Raw genomic sequence first — 18,842 nt, 5'->3', positions numbered from 1 at the left:
GCGAAGTGTGTTCCGGCACGCTTCGCCGCTCACGTCAGACGCCGAAGCGGCGGTGCCGGGCGGCGTAGTCACGCAGCGCCCGGAGGAAGTCGACGCGGCGGAACTCCGGCCAGTACGCCTCCGTGAACCAGATCTCGGAGTACGCGCTCTGCCACAGCAGGAACCCCGACAGCCGCTGCTCCCCCGACGTGCGGATCACGAGGTCGGGGTCGGGCTGGCCGGAGGTGTAGAGGTGGCCGTCGATGCCGTCGATGGTGATCGATTTCACGAGTTCGTCGCCCGACAGTCCGGCGAGGAGTTTCTCGCTGAGCAGCGACTGCACGGCGTCGGCGATCTCCTGGCGCCCGCCGTAGCCGATCGCGACGTTGACGTGGGTGCCGGTGCGACCCTCGGTTCCGGCGGCCGCGTCCCGCAGGCGGCGGGACTGTTCGGCGGGCAGGAGGTCGAGGGCGCCGACGATCTTGACGCTCCAGTTCTTGTCCGGTCCGGAGATCTCTTCGACGACGTCGGTGATGATCTCGAGCAGGGTGTCGAGTTCCTCGGGGTCGCGGCGCAGGTTCTCGGTGGACAGCAGGTAGATGGTGGCCATCTCGATGCCCGCGGCGTCGCACCAGCCGAGCATCTCGGAGATCTTCAGGGCGCCCATGCGGTGGCCGTGGCTGACGTCCTCGAAGCCGTTCTCCCGGGCCCACCGCCGGTTGCCGTCGCACATCACGGCTATGTGCCGGGGGTGCTGTAGACCGTCGAGCCGCTTCAGTAGCCGACGCTCGTAGATGCTGTACAGCAGTCCTCGCGCACTCACCTGGAGATCACCATGACACGCAAGACTACGCCGCAGCCGTAGGCGATCCGCGACGGCCGTCACACAGCGCACGACATCCTGCTACCGACGGGTACGCTCTCACCACAAGCTAACCTACGGTTGCGTAGGTTAGCGCCACGCACAGCGAGAAGAGGTGTTCGGTGACCGCTTTCGGCCTCGACGAATTGCCCGTCAAGCCCCGACTGCGAGGGTGGATCCACCTGTGGGCGTTCGGCGTCTCCGTGATCGCCGGCCTCGTCCTCGTCACGCTGTCGGGCACGCAGGTGTCCGCGGAAGCAGCGCTCGCCACCGCGGTCTACAGCCTCACGGTGTGCGGCGTGTTCGGGGTCAGCGCCACCTACCACCGCATCCATTGGAACACGGTCGCGGCCCGCACGTGGATGAAGCGCGCGGACCATTCGATGATCTTCCTGTTCATCGCAGGCAGCTACACCCCGTTCGCGGTGCTGGGTCTGCCGCCCGACACCGGCCGGACGCTGCTGATCGTCGTGTGGGCGGGGGCACTCGCCGGGGTCGCGCTGAAGATGCTGTGGCCGACGGCACCGCGTTGGGTCGGGGTGCCGCTGTACCTGCTGCTCGGCTGGGCCATCGTCCCGGTGGCACCCGAACTGACGCACGAGGTCGGCGTCCTGCCGATGCTGCTGCTGCTGATCGGCGGCATCCTGTACTCGGTCGGGGCGATCCTCTACGCCACAAAGTGGCCCAACCCGTGGCCCACCACGTTCGGGCATCACGAGTTCTTCCACGCCGCCACCGTCATCGCGGCGCTGTGCCACTACATCGCCGTGTGGCTGGTGGTGTTCCGGTAGGCCGGACTACCGGCTCAACGCGGCGGCGAGGTCCTCGGCCGTCGACACCGGGCGGTCGCACACGAACCCGCGGCACACGTACGCCGCCGACGTGCCGCCGACCAGCGGCCGGTCGGCGAGCAGCGGGGACGAATCCGGTTCGCCCCCGACCACGACGGCACCGCCGGGTGCGAGCCTGCGCGCCTCCCGCAGCAGCGCGGAATCGCCGTCGGTGGCCACCGCCACCTGGATCGGGCCGCGCACCGAGGCCTCGGCCACCGCGAGCCAGTGCCCGGCCGATCGCGGTGCGCGCTCCAGGAGCAGCGCGACGCGGTCGAGCGATGCGGCGGCCGCGGTCGCGTACCGGCCCGACGCGTCCGCGTCGGCCACCGCGGCCGCGGTGAGCAGCGCCTCGGCCAGGCACGACGCCCCGGACGGCGTCGCTCCGTCGACCGGGTCGCGGAGACGGGTCACGAGGGTTTCGGCGTCGTCCGCGGTGTCGAACCAGCTGCCCGGCCGCTCGTCGTCGGCGAAATGGATCAGAGCGCGATCGAGCAACGACTGCGCGTGCGCCAGCCATTCGGTGCCGCCGGTCGCCTGATACAAGGCGAGCAGCCCCGTCGCCAGGCAGGCGTAGTCCTCGAGCACCCCGGCCGGCTCGCCCACCGACGTTCCCAGGGACGCCCGCCGCAGCCGACCGTCCACGACGTGCAAGTCCAGCACCACACGCGCGCACTCGGCGGCGGCGTCCACCCATTCCGGTCTACCGAGTCCAGCGCCCGCCTCGGCCAGTGCGGTGATCGCGAGGCCGTTCCAGGCGGTGACCACCTTGTCGTCGCGGCCCGGCTGCGGCCGCATCGCACGACGGGCGAGCAGGGTGTCCCGGATCCGGCGCCAACGGTCCCAGTCGTCCGGGTCGCGCGGGAGCTGCAGCACCGACGCGCCCGCCTCGAACGTCCCGTCCGCGGTCACCGCGAACACCCGGGCCGCCCACTCCCCGTCGTCCGGTCCGAGCACCTCGACGAGCTGCTCCGGGGTCCATACGTACGTGAGTCCCTCGACGCCCTCGGTGTCGGCGTCGAGGGCGGACGCGAACGATCCGTTCCCGGTGCGCAGATCGCGCAGCAGGAACCCGACCGTCTCCTCGGTGACGCGGACGGCCAGGTCCGAACCCGTCCGCCTGCCCAGGTGCGCGTAGGCGCGCAGCAGCTGGGCGTTGTCGTAGAGCATCTTCTCGAAGTGCGGCACCACCCAGGCGGCGTCGACCGAATAGCGGGCGAAGCCGCCGCCGAGCTGGTCGTAGATGCCGCCCCGCGCCATCGCCGACGCCGTCCGAGTCACGACGCCGAGCACGTCCGCGTCACCGGACCGCTCGTACGTGCGCAGCAGGCCTTCCATCAGCGCGGACGGCGGGAACTTGGGGGCTCCCCCGAACCCGCCGCGTTCGGCGTCCTCGTCCCGCAGCACGGTCCCGGCGGCCGCGTCCAGCAGGTCGGCGGTCACCCGGACATCACCCTCGGGGATGCCGCCGGCCCCGCGCCGCAGTTCCGCGACCACCGAGGCGGCCGCGTCGTCGACGTCGCCGCGGCGGTCCCGCCACGTGTCGGCGATGGCCCCCAGCACCTGGGTGAACGACGGCATCCCGCCACGCGGCTCGGCCGGGTAGTAGGTGCCGCAGTAGAACGGGGCCCCGTCCGGGGTGAGGAAACACGTCATCGGCCATCCGCCCTGGCCGGTCATCGCGACCGTGGCGTTCATGTACACGGCATCGAGGTCGGGACGCTCCTCGCGGTCGACCTTGACGCACACGAAATGCTCGTTCATCAGCGACGCCACCGCCTCGTCCTCGAAGGACTCGTGGGCCATCACATGGCACCAGTGGCACGCCGAGTATCCGATCGACAGCAGGATCGGGACGTCCCGTTCCCGCGCCCACTCCGTCGCCTCGGGACCCCATTGCTGCCAGTGCACGGGGTTGTCGGCGTGCTGTCGCAGATAGGGGCTGGTGGACCCAGCGAGCGTGTTGTGTTCGCGTGGGTCCATGTCCAGCTCCTGTTCGACTACTTCTGCAGGTTCGGCGGGGTGTCCGTGGGCTTCGGCGGTTCGGTCTTGCCCGCGCCGCCGCCGTGGATCGCGCCGCGGTCGGTGCCCTCGTCCACTTCCTGGTCCGGTTCGGGGTGCTCCGGCTCGAACGTCTCGGGCAGGTTCTTGAGCTTCTTGTTCATCGAACGCACCAGCAGCACCACGCCCGCGAGCAGCGCAAGAATGACGACGAGGCCGATGGGCGACGCCTTGCCGAATTCGGGACCGGACGGGGTGCTCGGCGTCTGCGCCAGGATGTCCGCAGCGCCGGCCACGATGTTCACCGTCAACGCATTCACTGCTGTCCGTCCTCGTGGATGCCCGCGAACAGATCGCTCTCCGGGATGGAGGTGGTGACCCGCGTCTTGGCGAGCTCGAATTCCTCGGTCGGCCAGATCTTCTGCTGGATCTCGAGCGGAACCGCGAAGAACGAGCCGTTCGGGTCGATCTGCGTCGCGTGGGCGCGCAACGCGTCGTCACGCTGCGGGAAATAGTCGCCACACGTGATCTGGGTGGTGACGCGCGCCATCAGGTCACCCTGCTCGGTCTTCCACTTCTTGAGCCACTCGGCCATCGGGAATTCTTCGCCGCGGCGGTCGTACTCCTCCTGGAACTGCAGGAGGCGCTTCCGGATGAAGCCGTGCGAGTAGTAGACCTTCTGCACCTTCCACGGCTCCCCGGCGTCGGGGAACTGCTCCGGATCGGCGGCGGCCTCGTAGGCGGCCATCGACACCTCGTGGCAGCGAATGTGATCGGGGTGCGGGTACCCGCCGTTCTCGTCGTACGTGGTCATGACGTGCGGACGGAACTCGCGGATGACGCGCACCAGCGCCTCGGTCGATTCCTCGAGCGGAACGAGCGCGAAGCAGCCCTCCGGCAGTGGCGGCTTCGGGTCTCCCTCCGGCAGGCCGGAGTCCACGAAACCCAGCCACTGGTGCTGGACTCCCAGGATCCGCGCGGCCTCGGCCATTTCCTCGATGCGCACCTCGTGGATGCGGTCACGCACCCCGGGCACGTCCATCGCGGGGTTGAGGATGTCGCCACGTTCACCACCGGTCAACGTCACGACCTTCACTTCGTTGCCCTCTGCGGCGTAACGGGCCGTTGTCGCGGCACCCTTGCTCGACTCGTCGTCGGGATGCGCATGGACGGCCATGAGCCGGAATCCGCTCACGTATTCGTTCACCTCAACTTCGCCAGTAGCCGTTGCCGGCTTGTCCGTGTCGCGCGCTCTCGCCTCCGCCATCGCTGACGGCGCACCGACGCACGTCCTCTATAGTTCCACCCGAGAGTTCCGCTTGCAGCCGTGCCCCCGCTCGAGTGCTGTGAGTTACGTGGAACCGGAGCGGTACGAGAGTTGAGAGATGACGAGAACGCTTCCCCCGGGCCGATACACAGCCGCGGCAAAGCCTGCGCGCCCGAAGCGCTGGCTCGTGTGGGCACTCTCCGCGGCGGTAGTCGTCGTCGGCGTGGTTGTGGCACTCGTCGCATACGACAAGTTCGCCGTCTCCGAGATCGACAGTGAAGCCACGTCGTTCGATCTGGTGAGTGATTCGCAGCTCGACATCACGTTCACCGTCACACGGGAGGATCCGTCCCGGGCCGCGGTGTGCATCGTCCGCTCCCGCTCCAAGGACGGTTCCGAGACCGGCAGGCGCGAGGTGTACATCGCCGGCGGCGACAGCCAGACGGTGAAAGTCACCGCTCCCGTCTACACGTCGCGCCCCCCTGCGATGGGCGACATCTACGGCTGCAGCCTGGACGTTCCTGCCTATCTGACCGGCGGCTGACACCCGCGCAGCCGAGCGACCGTTCGGGTTATTCGGGGTTTGCGCTCCCCGATCGTGCTAGAATCGCCTGGTACACGGTTCCGTTTGGAACCGTGTATTGCTGCATTGGCGGCAAGGCGGAAGATGAACGGCCCCGGCCGTCGATTCCGCCGAGCCGTTGATCACTGCTGTTGCAGTGGTCTGTCGAGGGAGCCCGGCGGCTCCAACTACGAGGGAGTGATCGAGATGACCGAGACCCAGGTGACCTGGCTGACCCAGGAGTCACATGACAGGCTCAAGAGCGAACTCGACCAGCTCATTGCCAATCGTCCGGTCATCGCCGCCGAGATCAACGAGCGTCGCGAAGAGGGCGATCTGAAGGAGAACGGTGGCTATCACGCGGCCCGCGAAGAGCAGGGTCAGCAGGAGGCGCGCATCCGTCAGCTCCAGGAGCTGCTGAACAGCGCGAAGGTCGGCGAGGCCCCCACCCAGTCCGGTGTCGCACTGCCCGGTTCCGTGGTGAAGGTCTACTACGACGGCGACGAGAAGGACACCGAGACGTTCCTGATCGCGACCCGCGAAGAGGGTGCACGCGACAACAAGCTCGAGGTGTACTCGCCCAACTCTCCGCTGGGTGGCGCACTGCTCGAGGCGAAGGTCGGCGAGACCCGCGAATACACGCTGCCCAACGGCAGCAGCATGAAGGTGACGCTCGTCAGCGCGGAGCCTTACCACAGCTGATCTCGGATCAACCGCCGAAAACTCCGGTCCGGGCCCAGTGCCCGGGCCGGAGTTTTCTGCGTCGAGCCCTGCGGATGTGATCAGAAGACCCGGCGGGCCTTCATGTCGGCGAACACCGGTCCGATGCGCACCACGTCGCCCGTCGTCGGGGCGTGCAGCATCTGGCCGTTTCCGACGTAGATCGCCACGTGACCCGGCCCACCCGACTGCCAGTTGCCGAACAGCAGGTCTCCGGGCCTGGCCTCCGACAGCGGCACCTCCACACCGACATTCCACTGCGTTTCCGACGTGCGGGGCAGTCTGATGCCGGTGGCGGCGTACACGGCGAACGAGGTCAGCCCCGAGCAGTCGAACCCGCCGCCGGACGGTCCGTTGATGTTGCCGCCGCCCCACACGTACGGCAGGCCGATGAACCGCATGGCCGCCTCCACGACGCGGCTCGTGTCACCAGCGGCCGCACCGTAGAAGAACGGCGACAGCATCCGCGCGAACGACTCCTCGAGCGATCGGATGCGTGCGACGTACGGCTGCGTTTCGTGCTCGTAGTCGAACTTGCCGGCGGGCATGCCCCCGGCGGTCCGGACCGCACCCGCACCGGCGTTGTAGGCGGCGATCGTGAGGTCGAGGGTGTCGCCCTTGACCACGCCCTCCTTCTTCCACCCGTCGATCTGACCGAACAGGTCGCACAGCATCTGACCGGACGCCATCATCGGGTCGGCGACGCCGTTGATGTCGACCTTGCCGTCGCCGTCCGCGTCCTTGCCGTACCTGGCCCAGGCTTCGGGCATGAACTGGCCGGGGCCGCGGGCACCCGCCCGGGACACCGGCGACGTCGCGCCGTAGCGGAACCCGTTCTCGACCGAGTACAGGGCCGCCAGTGTCGGCGGCTTGATGCCCTCGCACAGCGATCCGGCCTTGCGGATCCACGGCGCGAAGACGGCGATGGCGCCCACGGGCGCGAGCGAGACACCGGGAAACCCTGCGGGCACGGACGGGATCAGCGATCCGAGTCCGCTGATGAGGGCCGGTACCCCCGGCAGAGCGGCGAGGCCCCCGATCGCGGTTCCGACGTCGGGGGCACTCATCACGGGGGGCTGGTCGAGCGGGGTGTCCGGCAGGGCCAGTGGCGGTATCGGGGCAGGCGGCGGCACCGCCTCGACGGCGGGCGGCGGCGGAATGTAGGGGTCGGTTGCCTGCTTCACGACATCCGAGGCCTGGGCCACCATCTGCTCGGCCTGCACGCGGGCCGGTTCCGGGAGGGTCGATATTGCGTCGTTTACCTGTTTCTGAACGTCGGGTGAGGCCTGCTCGACCACCTGAATTGCTTCTGCTGCTTGATCTTTGACCGGCTGCGGTATGTCCGCTCCCTGAACGATGGCCCCCGCTGCGGTGGTGATCGCCACGATGATCGCCGCTGCATCAACTGACATACGTGCGCTCCTCCTCCTCGGTGCACCTAACCGAGTGAGTTCACGTTACGACGGGGCACAGCAGATGCGAGGCGATTCTGCGGGATTGATCCGTTTCCTACCGTGACCTGCGGGAGAGCGGCACCCGGCGAATCCCGCCGCCCCGATCACCCGCTCACCGGCACGAATCGTTCGCTGAGGATCTCGACCAGGTCGGCCGGATCCGTGGTTTCGGCGTCCAACGCCGCGAGGAGTGACGCGCGCCGATCCTGCGAGATCGGTTCGATTCCCCCGAAGATCTGCCACGTGTCCCCCGCCGGGACGACGCGGGCACAGATCAGATTCCCGACGTGCAGTTGGTGGCTTGCGGTGACTTCCCTGATGTCGCACCGGTCGCCGGTGCGCAGGTCCCGCAGTGTCAGACCCGTACCCGGCCGGACCTCTTCCACCTCGTGCAGGGACCGTTCGACTTCCTGCCACTGTCGTGCGAGCGCGAATTCGTCCGGGGGCAGCAAGTCGCCGCGGCACTCGACGAAGTCGGCGAACGCACCGCCCTCGAAAAGTGCGACGTCGGTGACCAGAGGGTCCTCCAGCGCATCGAACAGCGCCGCGTCACCGGGCCAGTTCTCGGAACGGATTTCGGCGTAATCGATGATCTGATCGCGCCAGCCGAGTTCCTGCGCGTGCAACTTCGCCTTCTGGTACAGCCACCCGGCCCGCTCGGACAAGGCATGGTCGCCCTTGCCGAGGTGGCACGTCTTGTACTTCCTTCCCGACCCGCACCAGCAGGGATGGTTGCGGCCCAGCCCCGGCCGCGGCGTCGGCTGAAAGTATTCGAGCACCGCGTGCAGCGGCTCCGCATCCCCGGCGGCCATCCGGTTCAGTAACGACAGCCCGCGGACGGCATCGCCGCGGTCCGAGGCGAAACGGGCAAGGTCGAAGAGAGCGAGATCGAATGCTCCATCCAGGACGAGCGCGTGTTCGTAGTGGTCTTCGGCCTGTTTCGGGAAGCCCTGCATCTCGGTGGCCCGGCCGGCGATCCACGACGCTGCGGCTTTCACTTCGCGCGGTCCCGACAGGAGCAGCCGCTGCGCTGCGATCAGGAGCACCTCGGGGTCGACGTCCACGTCGAACAACTCCTGAGCGGCGACTTCCATGACAGCCGGATCGGCGAGGGCCGCGTAGAGCTCCGGCCTTTCGAAGAACCTCGCCTGGATGTCCTGGTCCTCGTCTTCCTCGAGAGCTGTGACCAGCGATACCAGCGTGGCGACGGCCACCGCCCCGTCCATGGGCACCCCGAGCTCGTCGGCGTACACGCCGATCATCAGGTCTCGGCCGTACGACTCGAAATCGAATCCGCGACGGGCGACGAGTTGCCCGGACCTGTCGAGGTCGGCGCCCTCGACTATTTCCGCCAACGGCAGCGCCGGCACGGTGAACGCCGCCGGATCGTCGACCAGAAGGTGCCAGACCTCCTCCTCGAGATCGATCACCGAACTCTCGCTCAGCCGCCGAGTGAGCCGCAGCGCAAGCTCGGGTGCGTCCGCGACCGGCTCGCCGACGAAGTCGAGGCGCACTCCGCCGTCCGTGGCGATCACCGCCAGAAGATCCCCGGGAGAACACTGCGTGAGTGCGCCCCGGGGAAGCATGAGCACTTCCTCGTCCGACCAGTTCGCGCCGAGGCCCCCTCTCGCGGCGAGTTCGTCGGCCTCGTCCTCGAAGAACACGACCTCGAAGCCGTCGACGCCGGGGTCCCCGGATGCGAGGCGCAGAAGTGAGCCGAAATCGTCTGGCGCCACGACATTGGCCGAGATCTCCTCCGCGGTGAGGCGGTGGGTGAGGACACGTCCCGCGAGCAGAACGTCGAGCGCCACCCATCGGTCGTCCGGGAGAGTTCCGAGAAGCGGCGCGTCGAACTCCTCCACGTATTCGATCAGGTCGTCGACACCTCCCCAACCCGAATCCGCAAGCGCGACTGTCAGCTCCCGGTCGGACAGGGGGCCGCGCTCCCGCAGCACAGCCAGAGCGGCATCGAGCAGTTCGTCATGGTCCGCGATCACGGATCCGATCGTAGTGACGACTCCGTCACAGCGGTGGCTGTCGGGCACGACTGCGCACACGGCGCGGAGAGTCAGATTCTTCCCAGGTTGTTCTAAGGTTCGTCGGGGAAGCTGGTCGGCATGAGTGAAGACCGACGGATTTCCCGCCTGCTTCCCGTTCGCCGCGTGTTGGCGGCAGCCGGAATCGCCGGACTGGTCGCCGGTGGCGGTATGGCGGCGGCCGCTGATCCCGCGACCCCCGATTCGACGGTGGCAGCGCCCCTCGTCTCGGCCGGATTCGGCGCACCGGACGCCGTGTCCAGCGGTTCCTGAGATCCCGCAACCGGAGAACCACCACATGACCAGCGCCCGCAGCGCAACCGAATGGTCCACCTGGGGTGTGCACGCACGGATCGTCGTCACCGACCCCGACGCCCTGAGCTCGGCGTCGAACCTGATCCGCGGTTACCTCGCGGCCGCCGATGCCGCCGTCAACCGGGACCGCGCCGACGCCGAGATCCGCGCGCTCGACGAGGGCCCGAACACGGTGACCCCGATGTTCGCGCGGTTCCTCACCGACGCCCTCGCCGCAGCGCGCACCACGGACGGAGCCCTCGACCCCACGGTGTCGGCGCCCGCACCCCACTCGTGGCGGTCGATCACCGTCGACGGCACCGAGGTCACGCTCCCCGGCGGGGTGGAACTCGACCTCACGGCCACCGCGCGGGCGAGTTCCGCCGACCACTGTGCGTCGACGACGGCGGAGTTGCTCGGGTGCGGCGTCCTGGTCGCGCTCGGCGGCGACATCGCCACAGCCGGGACCACACCGCCGGGCGGCTGGCAGGTCCAGGTCCAGGATCTGCCGGGCGATCCCACCTGCCAGGTGTCGATCCCGTCCGGTGCGGCCGTCGCGACCGCCAGCACCGTCAAGCCCCTGCACCCCGACTCCATCTCGTTGTGGCGGACCGTGTCGGTGGTCGCCGCGTCCTGTACCACCGCGCACGCGTCGAGCACGGCGGCGGTCGGGATGGGCGGCGGCGCGATCGACTGGCTCACCAACCTGGAGTTGCCGGCCCGGCTGGTCGATCAGGAGTTCCGGGTGATCACCCTGGGCGGCTGGCCGAGCTAGGTACCGGCCTACTCCTGCAGGCGGACGGCGTACCGGGCGTCGCGCAGGGCCTCGAGGAGATCCTGCCGGTGTCCGGGACCGCGGGTCTCGACGGTGAGGAACACCTCCACCTCGTCGAGTGCGAGTGCGCCGCCGGTGCGGGAGTGGACGACGTCGACGACGCTCGCACCGTTGCCGCTGACCACGCCGAGGAGGCTGACCAGACCACCCGGTCGGTCCGGAATGGTCACGTGCACACCGAGATACCGTCCCGCGGCCCGGAGACCGTGATTGACGACGTGGGTGAGCAGCAACGGGTCGATGTTGCCGCCGGACAGCACCGCGCACACCTTCCCGGTGAGTCCCAGCTCTTCCGTGGAGCAGCTGATCAACGCGGCCACCGCCGCCGCGCCCGCGGGCTCCACGATGAGCTTCGCGCGTTCGAGGCACAGGAGCAGCGCCCGGGACAGCGCGTCCTCGCTGACCGTGACGATCGCGTCGACCTGGGAGCCGACGTGGGCGAACGGCACGTCTCCGGGGCGGCCGACCGCGATGCCGTCGGCCATGGTCGACATGGTCTCCAGCGGAATCGGGCGACCCTCGGCCAGCGAACGCGGCCAGGCCGCCGCCTGCTCGGCCTGCACGCCGACGATCCGCACATCGGGCCGCGTGGCCTTCACCGCGGCGGCGATACCCGCGATCAGGCCGCCCCCGCCGGTCGGGACGACGATCGTGCCGACGTCGGGTTCCTGCTCGAGGATCTCGAGCCCGACGGTCCCCTGCCCGGCGACGATGTCGACGTGGTCGAAGGGATGGATGAGGACGGCGCCGGTCTCGTCCGCGTACGCCTTCGCGGCGACCAGCGCGTCGTCCACCGTGTCGCCGGTGAGGTGGACGGTCGCGCCGTACGCCTTGGTGGCAACGAGTTTCGGCAGGGGTGCGCCGGTGGGCATGAAGACGGTGGACGGGATGCCCAGTTCGGTGGCCGCCCAGGCCACGCCCTGCGCGTGATTGCCCGCACTGGCCGCCACGACCCCGCAGGCCCGTTCCGCGACCGAGAGATTCGCGATCCGGTTGTACGCACCACGAGGTTTGAAAGATCCTGTGCGCTGCAGATTTTCGCACTTCAGCGACACGACGTGCCCACATCGTTCCGACAGCGCCCGGGACGCGATCACCGGCGTCCGGCGCATGACGGGGTCCAGCAGCTTACGGGCTGTTCTGATCTGATCCAGCGTGACAGGCTCCACGCGGGCCAGCATAAGGCGCTCCGCGCCCCGTGCGCCTTTTTGGTAGTGGGGGCTACCAAAAAGGCGCACGGGCGGCGAAGGCGCCTACTTCAGAGCCTGCTCGATGTCGCCCACCAGATCGGCGGCGTCCTCGATGCCGACGGACAGGCGCACCAGGTCGTCCGGCACCTCGAGGAGCGAACCGGCGGTCGAGGCGTGGGTCATGGCGCCCGGGTGCTCGATCAGCGATTCGACGCCGCCGAGCGACTCGGCCAGCGTGAAGATCTCGGTGCGCGAGCAGAAGTCCAGCGCAGCCTGCTTGCCGCCGGCGAGGCGGACCGAGATCATGCCGCCGAAGCGGCGCATCTGCTTCTCCGCGACCTTGTGGCCGGGGTGCGACTCGAGCCCGGGGTAGATCACCTGCGACACCGCGGGGTGCCCGCTGAGCAGTTCGACGACCTTCTCGGCGTTGTCGCTGTGCCGCTCCATGCGCAGCGAGAGGGTCTTGATGCCGCGGAGGGTGAGGAACGCGTCGAACGGTCCGGGGACCGCGCCGGCACCGTTCTGCAGGAACGCGAACGCCGTGTCGAGTTCTTCGTCGTTGGTGACGAGTGCGCCGCCGACGACGTCGGAGTGCCCGCCGATGTACTTGGTGGTCGAGTGCAGCGCGACGTCGGCGCCGAGTTGCAGCGGCTGCTGCAGGTACGGCGACGCGAACGTGTTGTCGACGACGATCTTCGCGCCGGCCTCGTGTGCGATGTCGGACAGTGCCTCGATGTCACCGATGTTGAGGAGCGGGTTGGTGGGGGTCTCGACCCACACGAGCTTGGTGTTGGGCCGGATTGCCGCCCGGACCGCGTCCACGTCGGACACCGCGGCGGGCGTGTACTCGATGCCCCACTGGGTGAAGACCTTGTCGATCAGGCGGAACGTTCCGCCGTAGGCGTCGTTGGGAATGACGAGGTGGTCGCCGGGGCGGAGCGCGGCGCGGAGCAGGCAGTCGGTGGCGGCCATGCCCGAGCCGAAGGCGCGACCGTACGTGCCCGACTCCAGGGCGGCGAGGTTGGCCTCGAGCGGTCGTCGGGTGGGGTTGCCGGTGCGGGCGTACTCGAATCCGTTCCGCATGCCGCCGACGCCGTCCTGTGCGAACGTCGAACTCGCGTAGATGGGGACGTTGACGGCGCCCGTCTGCGGGTCCGGGTCGAATCCTGCGTGCACGGCCTTGGTGGAGAACCCCTGCCAGCTGATGTTGTCCGCTTTGCTGCGCTGCTCACTCATGGCCCCCAGCCTAGTGGGGACCTAATTCTCCAGATACTCCGCGATGGCGAAGGCGACGTCGAGCTTGGTCGCGTCGCTGACGGACGGGTCGAGCGCGTTGACGATGATGCTGTGCTCGGGTGTGAGCAGTGCCATGGCCACGACGTCGAGGACCACCCCGCCGAACTCGGCGGACCGGGGGTCTGCGACGACGTTCGTCCCGTTCCGCATCTCGACGATGACGGCAGGATCGGTGACCTGCGGCCTGACCGATGCGGTGATGGTACTCATCACGTTGGTCGGTCCCTTGGACCACGAGCAGGTCGGATCGGTCGACCCGGGGAGGACGGCCTCGGTGAGATGCGGCCGGTCCGAGACGAGCCGGCCGAGCGCCTTCGTCAGCGCGACGCAGTCGGCGGACGCTCCCGACGGCGACGTGCCCGAAGACACCGATCCGACGTCGGACGATCCCGGCTGTGCGACGGCGGCACCCTCGATGCTGTTCCCGCATCCGGCGGCGGCGAACCCGAGCAGGGCGACCGGAACCACCAGGACACGACGCAGACGAGCACTCACTGTGAACTCCCCCTCACGAACAGCGGACCGGCACCCCACTGTGCACCGTACGTTCCGTGCGCAGCGGGGACCGGCCTTCTCTCGTCTTGCCCTCGACGTGTCGTCTAGGAGCCGGCGCTGAGGAAACCGAGAAGGTCGTGACGGGTGATGACGCCCGCGGGCTTTCCGTCGTCGACGACCATCAGCGCGTCGGTGTCGCCGAGCGCCTTGGTGGCGGCCGACACCGGTTCGCCCGAACCGATGAGCGGGAACGGCTTACTCATGTGCTTCTCGACCGGGTCGGCCAGGTGTGCGCGTCCCTCGAACACGGCGCTGAGCAGGTCGCGCTCGGTGACGCTGCCCGCCACCTCACCGGCCATGACGGGCGGCTCGGCGCCGACGACCGGCATCTGGGAAACCCCGTACTCGCGGAGGATCTCGATGGCGTCGCGCAGCGTCTCGGACGGGTGGGTGTGGACGAGGTCCGGGAGTTCGCCGGACTTGCCGCGCAGCACGTCGCCGACGGTCTTCTCGTCGGGCTTGCCGTCGAGCGGGGTGCGGAGGAATCCGTAGGACGCCATCCACTTGTCGTTGAAGATCTTCGACAGGTATCCGCGGCCGCCGTCGGGCAGCAGGACGACGATGACGGCGTCGGGGCCCTCACGCTTGGCGACCTCGAGCGCGGCGACGACGGCCATGCCGCAGGAACCACCGACCAGCAGGCCCTCCTCGCGGGCGAGACGACGGGTCATCTCGAAGGAGTCGGCGTCGGACACAGCGATGATCTCGTCGGGGATGGACGGGTCGTAGGCGCTGGGCCAGAAGTCCTCGCCCACTCCCTCGACCAGGTACGGACGGCCGGTGCCACCCGAGTACACGGAACCCTCGGGGTCGGCGCCGATGACCTTGACCTTGCCGCCGGACACCTCCTTGAGGTAGCGACCGGTGCCGGTGATGGTGCCGCCGGTGCCGACGCCCGCGACGAAGTGGGTGATCTTGCCGTCGGTGTCGGCCCAGATCTCGGGGCCGGTGGTCTCGTAGTGGCTCTGCGGGCCGCCCGGGTTGGAGTACTGGTTCGGCTTCCAGCCGCCGGGGAGTTCGCGGGCGAGCCGGTCGGAGACGGTGTAGTAGCTGTCGGGGTGCTCGGGCGCGACCGCGGTGGGGCACACCACGACCTCGGCGCCGTACGCCTTGAGGACGTTCCGCTTGTCTTCGCTGACCTTGTCGGGGCACACGAACACGCACTTGTATCCGCGCTTCTGGGCGACCAGCGCGAGGCCGATGCCGGTGTTGCCGGACGTGGGCTCGACGATGGTCCCACCCGGCTTCAGCTCGCCCGACGCCTCCGCGGCGTCGATCATCTTGACCGCGATGCGGTCCTTCGAGCTTCCCCCCGGGTTGAGGTATTCGATCTTGGCTGCAACGGTCCCGTGGTTCTCACCGATGACGGAAGAGAGCTTGACGAGAGGGGTGTTGCCGATCAGGTCGACGACGTGTTCCGCGATGCGCATGGCTCCATGCTCCCAGATGCCCTGATCCGATGCTCACAGACGTCCGGCACGGGGGCCCCGATCCGACTAGATTGGTGCCGACGCAGTCCGCTGGAACCCGTGAGATGAGCACCAGGTAGCGGAAAGGTGAGACCAGTGCCCAAGAGGACCTGGCAGTCCGGAGTGAAGGCCGGCGCCGCGGCTGTCGTGGCAGGTTCGAGCGCAGGCACGCTGTCGTGGGCGGCGTACTCGTATCTGATGTCGCAGGCTACGGCGGCCCGCGGGGTGATCGGCCACAACGTCGCCAAGCCGCCGGAGGCCGACGGCGTCTACTCACCCGGCGCGGCGGTGCCCGAACGCTGGCTGCGGACCACCCCCTACGACGTCCACCTGATGATCTTCGGCGACTCCACCGCCGCAGGGGTGGGCTGCTTGTCGGCGGAGGAGGTGCCCGGCGTGCAGATCGCGCGGCGCCTCGCCGACGAGACGGGGAAGCGGATCCGGCTGAGCACCAAGGCCATCGGCGGTGCCACGTCCCGCGGGCTCAGCGGTCAGGTGGACGCGATGTTCGTCGCCGGGCCACCGCCGGACGCCGCGGTGATCCTCGTCGGCGCCAACGACGTCACGAGCAAGAACTCCATCCGGGCGTCGGCGCGCAGGCTCGGGGAGGCCGTCGAACGGCTCCGCGCCCACGACTGCGCCGTCGTCGTCGGAACCTGCCCCGACCTGGGCGTGGTGACGGCGATTCCGCAGCCCCTGCGGACCGTCGTCCGGACCTGGGGACTACGACTGGCCCGGGCGCAGGCGGCCGCGACCAGCGCGGCGGGCGGCCACCCGGTGGCGCTCGCCGACCTGCTGGCCCCCGAGTTCCTGGCCGCACCCGACCGGATGTTCTCCTCCGACCACTTCCACCCGTCGGCGGCCGGCTACGAATTGGCGGCCATCCAGATCGTGCCCGTACTCGCGACCGCGCTGGGCATGTGGCACGGCGGCCCGCTACCCGACCTGCCGGAGGTGTCGGAGGCCGCGGAATCACGCAAGCTGTCGACCCGGATGACGGCCTCGCTCAACCGTTTTCTGTGGCGACGCAACGTCCGGCGACGCGCACCCGCCCGCCTCGACGAACTCCTCGCGATCGAGGAGGCGTCCGCACCCGGGACGCGAAGGGTCGCTGAGTGAGATGGCGGCGACCCCGGCGGCGCCCGGCAACGTAAGTTGTCGGGAAGGCCACAAAACGGGTGGTCCGAAACACAGTGCAGACCCCCGCAGTTGACAAAGGAGTTTTCATGCCCGAGGCAGTCATCGTCTCCGCAGTACGCTCACCGATCGGCCGAGCCATGAAGGGCTCGCTCAAGACCATCCGCCCGGATGATCTGACGACGCAGATGGTGGCCGCGGCGCTGGCGAAGATCCCCGAACTCGACCCCACCGAGATCGACGACCTGCTCCTCGGCTGCGGCCAGCCCGCCGGACAGTCGGGCTTCAACATCGCGCGCGTCGTCGCGGTGGAACTGGGTTACGACTTCCTGCCCGGCGTCACCGTCAACCGCTACTGTTCGTCCTCGCTGCAGACCACCCGGATGGCGCTGCACGCGATCAAGGCCGGCGAAGGCGACGTCTTCATCTCCGCCGGTGTCGAGTCCGTGTCCAGCTTCGTCACCGGCAACGCCGACGGCCTGCCGAACACCAAGAACGCGAGGTTCGCCGACGCCGAGGCGCGCACCGCGAAGCTCGCCGAGGGCGGTGTCGCCTGGACCGACCCCCGCGAGAACGACCAGATTCCCGACGTCTACATCGCCATGGGCCAGACCGCCGAGAACGTCGCTTCGGCCACCGGCATCACCCGCGAGGAGCAGGACCGCTGGGGCGTCCGCTCGCAGAACCGCGCGGAAGAAGCGATCAAGAACGGCTTCTTCGAGCGGGAGATCACCCCGGTCACCCTCCCCGACGGCACCGTCGTCAGCACCGACGACGGCCCCCGCGCCGGCACCACGTACGAGGGCATCAGCCAGCTCAAGCCGGTGTTCCGGCCCGACGGCACCGTCACCGCCGGTAACGCGTGCCCCCTCAACGACGGTGCCGCAGCGCTCGTGATCATGTCCGACACGAAGGCGAAGGCCCTCGGCCTGACCCCGCTGGCCCGCATCGTGTCCACCGGAGTGTCCGGCCTGTCGCCCGAGATCATGGGTCTCGGGCCGATCGAGGCCGTCAAGAAGGCACTCGCCATCGCGGGCAAGTCCATCTCCGACATCGACCTGTTCGAGATCAACGAGGCGTTCGCGGTGCAGGTTCTCGGTTCCGCCCGCGAACTGAACATCGACGAGGACAAGCTGAACATCTCCGGCGGCGCCATCGCCCTCGGCCACCCGTTCGGCATGACCGGCGCCCGCATCACCAACACCCTGCTCAACAACCTGCGCGAGCAGGACAAGACGTTCGGCGTCGAGACCATGTGCGTCGGCGGCGGTCAGGGCATGGCGATGGTCCTCGAGCGCCTGAGCTAGGCGGCTCCGCCGCCCGTGCGTGGTTGACGAGTGCAGAGACTCGCTAACCACTCACGGGCGCGAAGCGCGAAAGGCCCCGAGAGCTTCTGCTCTCGGGGCCTTTTTCGCGCTTTCGCGCCTAGTCGCTGTTGAAGTAGCTCAGCAGTCGCAGGATCTCGACGTACAGCCACACCAAGGTGACGGTGAGTCCGAAGGCGACGCCCCACGCTGCCTTCTCCGGCGCCTGGGCGCGGATCAGCTGGTCGGCGGCGTCGAAGTCCAGCAGGAAGCTGAACGCGGCGATGCCGATGCAGACGAGGCTGAAGATGATCGCCACGGGACCGCCGTCGCGGAGGCCGAGGCCGCCTTCGGTGAAGAAGCTGGCGATCAGGTTGCCGAGGGCGAGGACGACGACACCGATGAGGGCGCCGATGATCATCCGCGTCAGGCGGGGTGTGACCCGGATGGCGCCGGTCTTGTAGACGACGAGCATGCCGAAGAACACGCCGAACGTGCCGAGCACGGCCTGCCCGATGAGCGCCGCACCGCCGACTCCACCGAACGTGACGTCGGTGAACATGAACGACAGCGCGCCGAGGAACAGGCCCTCCGCGACAGCGTAGGCGAGGACGATGCCCGGGTTGTCCATCTTGCGGCCGAACGTGGCCACGAGGACCAGTACGAGACCGACGAGGCCGCCGCCGATGACGAGCGGGGTCGCCAGGTTCGCGTCGTTGCTCACCAGGAAGTAGGAGATGATCGCCGACACCGTGAGCACGCCGAGCGTGACGCCCGTCTTGGTAACGACGTCGTCGATGGTCATCGAACGGTGGTCGGGACCCGTCCGGTAGGGCTCGGCCTGCGTGTACTGCGGCTGACCGAACTGCTGCGTGACCTGCGCGGCGCCGGCCGTCGTAGATCCGAACGAGGCGTATCCGCCGCTGCCCTCTTGTTTGGGCAGGTTGCGGAACACCGGGTTACTGGTGGTGCGCACCGTGCACATCCCTTCTCGTGGCTCGCCGGGTGGATCCGGGTGTCTTGTACGTTGAACGTCCCGCACCCACCGCAA

18 protein-coding genes are annotated in these 18,842 nt (G+C 68.7%); 7 read left to right on the top strand and 11 right to left on the bottom strand.

Annotation, left to right across the window (positions count from 1 at the left end; all coding sequences use genetic code 11):
• Window positions 1-34: 34 nt before the first annotated feature.
• Window positions 35-802 (bottom strand): isoprenyl transferase, encoded by a 768-nt coding sequence (locus JWS14_RS32015; protein ID WP_072940685.1) that lies wholly within the window; start codon window positions 800-802, stop codon window positions 35-37.
• 161 nt (window positions 803-963) lie between these two features.
• Between JWS14_RS32015 and trhA the strand changes: the two genes are divergently transcribed.
• Window positions 964-1,632 (top strand): PAQR family membrane homeostasis protein TrhA, encoded by a 669-nt coding sequence (trhA, locus tag JWS14_RS32010; protein ID WP_072940688.1) that lies wholly within the window; start codon window positions 964-966, stop codon window positions 1,630-1,632.
• Window positions 1,633-1,638: 6 nt separating this feature from the next.
• Here the strand turns inward: trhA and JWS14_RS32005 are convergent, their stop codons facing one another.
• The 3 genes from JWS14_RS32005 to mca are packed head-to-tail and all read right to left on the bottom strand — an operon-like array spanning window position 1,639 to window position 4,867.
• Window positions 1,639-3,654, bottom strand: a complete 2,016-nt coding sequence (locus JWS14_RS32005; RefSeq protein WP_206015070.1) for a thioredoxin domain-containing protein — start codon at window positions 3,652-3,654, stop codon at window positions 1,639-1,641.
• 17 nt (window positions 3,655-3,671) lie between these two features.
• On the bottom strand, window positions 3,672-3,992 hold the full coding sequence (locus JWS14_RS32000; RefSeq protein WP_072940693.1) for a hypothetical protein: 321 nt from the start codon (window positions 3,990-3,992) through the stop codon (window positions 3,672-3,674).
• Window positions 3,989-4,867, bottom strand: a complete 879-nt coding sequence (gene mca / locus JWS14_RS31995; protein WP_087555983.1) for a mycothiol conjugate amidase Mca — start codon at window positions 4,865-4,867, stop codon at window positions 3,989-3,991. The genes JWS14_RS32000 and mca overlap by 4 nt, the downstream gene beginning before the upstream one ends.
• Before the next feature lie 190 nt (window positions 4,868-5,057).
• Here mca and JWS14_RS31990 point away from each other — a divergent pair, with 190 nt between their 5' ends.
• Together JWS14_RS31990 and greA are read left to right on the top strand one after the other, a co-directional pair.
• Complete coding sequence (locus JWS14_RS31990) at window positions 5,058-5,483, top strand: DUF4307 domain-containing protein (protein ID WP_072940696.1); 426 nt, start codon at window positions 5,058-5,060, stop codon at window positions 5,481-5,483.
• A gap of 225 nt (window positions 5,484-5,708) precedes the next feature.
• Entirely contained in the window at window positions 5,709-6,203 is a 495-nt protein-coding gene (gene greA, locus JWS14_RS31985) for a transcription elongation factor GreA (RefSeq protein ID WP_005238978.1), read from the top strand.
• 80 nt (window positions 6,204-6,283) lie between these two features.
• Here greA and JWS14_RS31980 read toward each other — a convergent pair whose 3' ends face one another.
• Both JWS14_RS31980 and JWS14_RS31975 read right to left on the bottom strand, forming a co-directional pair.
• Complete coding sequence (locus tag JWS14_RS31980; protein ID WP_206015069.1) at window positions 6,284-7,633, bottom strand: C40 family peptidase; 1,350 nt, start codon at window positions 7,631-7,633, stop codon at window positions 6,284-6,286.
• Window positions 7,634-7,779: 146 nt separating this feature from the next.
• A complete protein-coding gene (locus JWS14_RS31975; protein WP_206015068.1) occupies window positions 7,780-9,672 on the bottom strand; it encodes a YecA family protein in 1,893 nt (630 codons plus the stop codon).
• 120 nt (window positions 9,673-9,792) lie between these two features.
• Here JWS14_RS31975 and JWS14_RS31970 point away from each other — a divergent pair, with 120 nt between their 5' ends.
• Window positions 9,793-9,984, top strand: a complete 192-nt coding sequence (locus tag JWS14_RS31970; RefSeq protein ID WP_009479096.1) for a hypothetical protein — start codon at window positions 9,793-9,795, stop codon at window positions 9,982-9,984.
• Window positions 9,985-10,009: 25 nt separating this feature from the next.
• On the top strand, window positions 10,010-10,780 hold the full coding sequence (locus JWS14_RS31965; protein ID WP_206015067.1) for an FAD:protein FMN transferase: 771 nt from the start codon (window positions 10,010-10,012) through the stop codon (window positions 10,778-10,780).
• A gap of 8 nt (window positions 10,781-10,788) precedes the next feature.
• Here JWS14_RS31965 and ilvA read toward each other — a convergent pair whose 3' ends face one another.
• The 4 genes from ilvA to JWS14_RS31945 form a co-directional block, all read right to left on the bottom strand.
• Complete coding sequence (ilvA, locus tag JWS14_RS31960) at window positions 10,789-12,021, bottom strand: threonine ammonia-lyase (RefSeq protein WP_072940706.1); 1,233 nt, start codon at window positions 12,019-12,021, stop codon at window positions 10,789-10,791.
• 72 nt (window positions 12,022-12,093) lie between these two features.
• A complete protein-coding gene (locus JWS14_RS31955; protein WP_072940709.1) occupies window positions 12,094-13,266 on the bottom strand; it encodes a cystathionine gamma-synthase in 1,173 nt (390 codons plus the stop codon).
• Window positions 13,267-13,287: 21 nt separating this feature from the next.
• Window positions 13,288-13,821 (bottom strand): hypothetical protein, encoded by a 534-nt coding sequence (locus tag JWS14_RS31950; protein WP_072940711.1) that lies wholly within the window; start codon window positions 13,819-13,821, stop codon window positions 13,288-13,290.
• A 104-nt stretch (window positions 13,822-13,925) separates the two neighbouring features.
• Window positions 13,926-15,311, bottom strand: coding sequence for a cystathionine beta-synthase (locus JWS14_RS31945; protein ID WP_072940714.1), 1,386 nt, complete (start codon window positions 15,309-15,311; stop codon window positions 13,926-13,928).
• 135 nt (window positions 15,312-15,446) lie between these two features.
• On the opposite strand from JWS14_RS31945, the gene JWS14_RS31940 reads away from it, so the two are divergent.
• Together JWS14_RS31940 and JWS14_RS31935 are read left to right on the top strand one after the other, a co-directional pair.
• Entirely contained in the window at window positions 15,447-16,469 is a 1,023-nt protein-coding gene (locus JWS14_RS31940; RefSeq protein WP_206015066.1) for an SGNH/GDSL hydrolase family protein, read from the top strand.
• 107 nt (window positions 16,470-16,576) lie between these two features.
• Window positions 16,577-17,794 carry an acetyl-CoA C-acetyltransferase gene (locus JWS14_RS31935; protein ID WP_072940718.1) on the top strand — a complete coding sequence of 406 codons (1,218 nt, stop codon included), beginning with the start codon at window positions 16,577-16,579 and terminating at the stop codon, window positions 17,792-17,794.
• A gap of 118 nt (window positions 17,795-17,912) precedes the next feature.
• Here the strand turns inward: JWS14_RS31935 and JWS14_RS31930 are convergent, their stop codons facing one another.
• A complete protein-coding gene (locus JWS14_RS31930) occupies window positions 17,913-18,767 on the bottom strand; it encodes a Bax inhibitor-1/YccA family protein (RefSeq protein WP_174705482.1) in 855 nt (284 codons plus the stop codon).
• Window positions 18,768-18,842: the final 75 nt, after the last annotated feature.

The organism is Rhodococcus koreensis (assembly GCF_017068375.1).
GTDB lineage: Bacteria > Actinomycetota > Actinomycetes > Mycobacteriales > Mycobacteriaceae > Rhodococcus_F > Rhodococcus_F koreensis.
The sequence above is the reverse complement of the archived record's forward strand: the minus strand, read 5'-3'. Positions and strand labels throughout refer to the sequence as shown.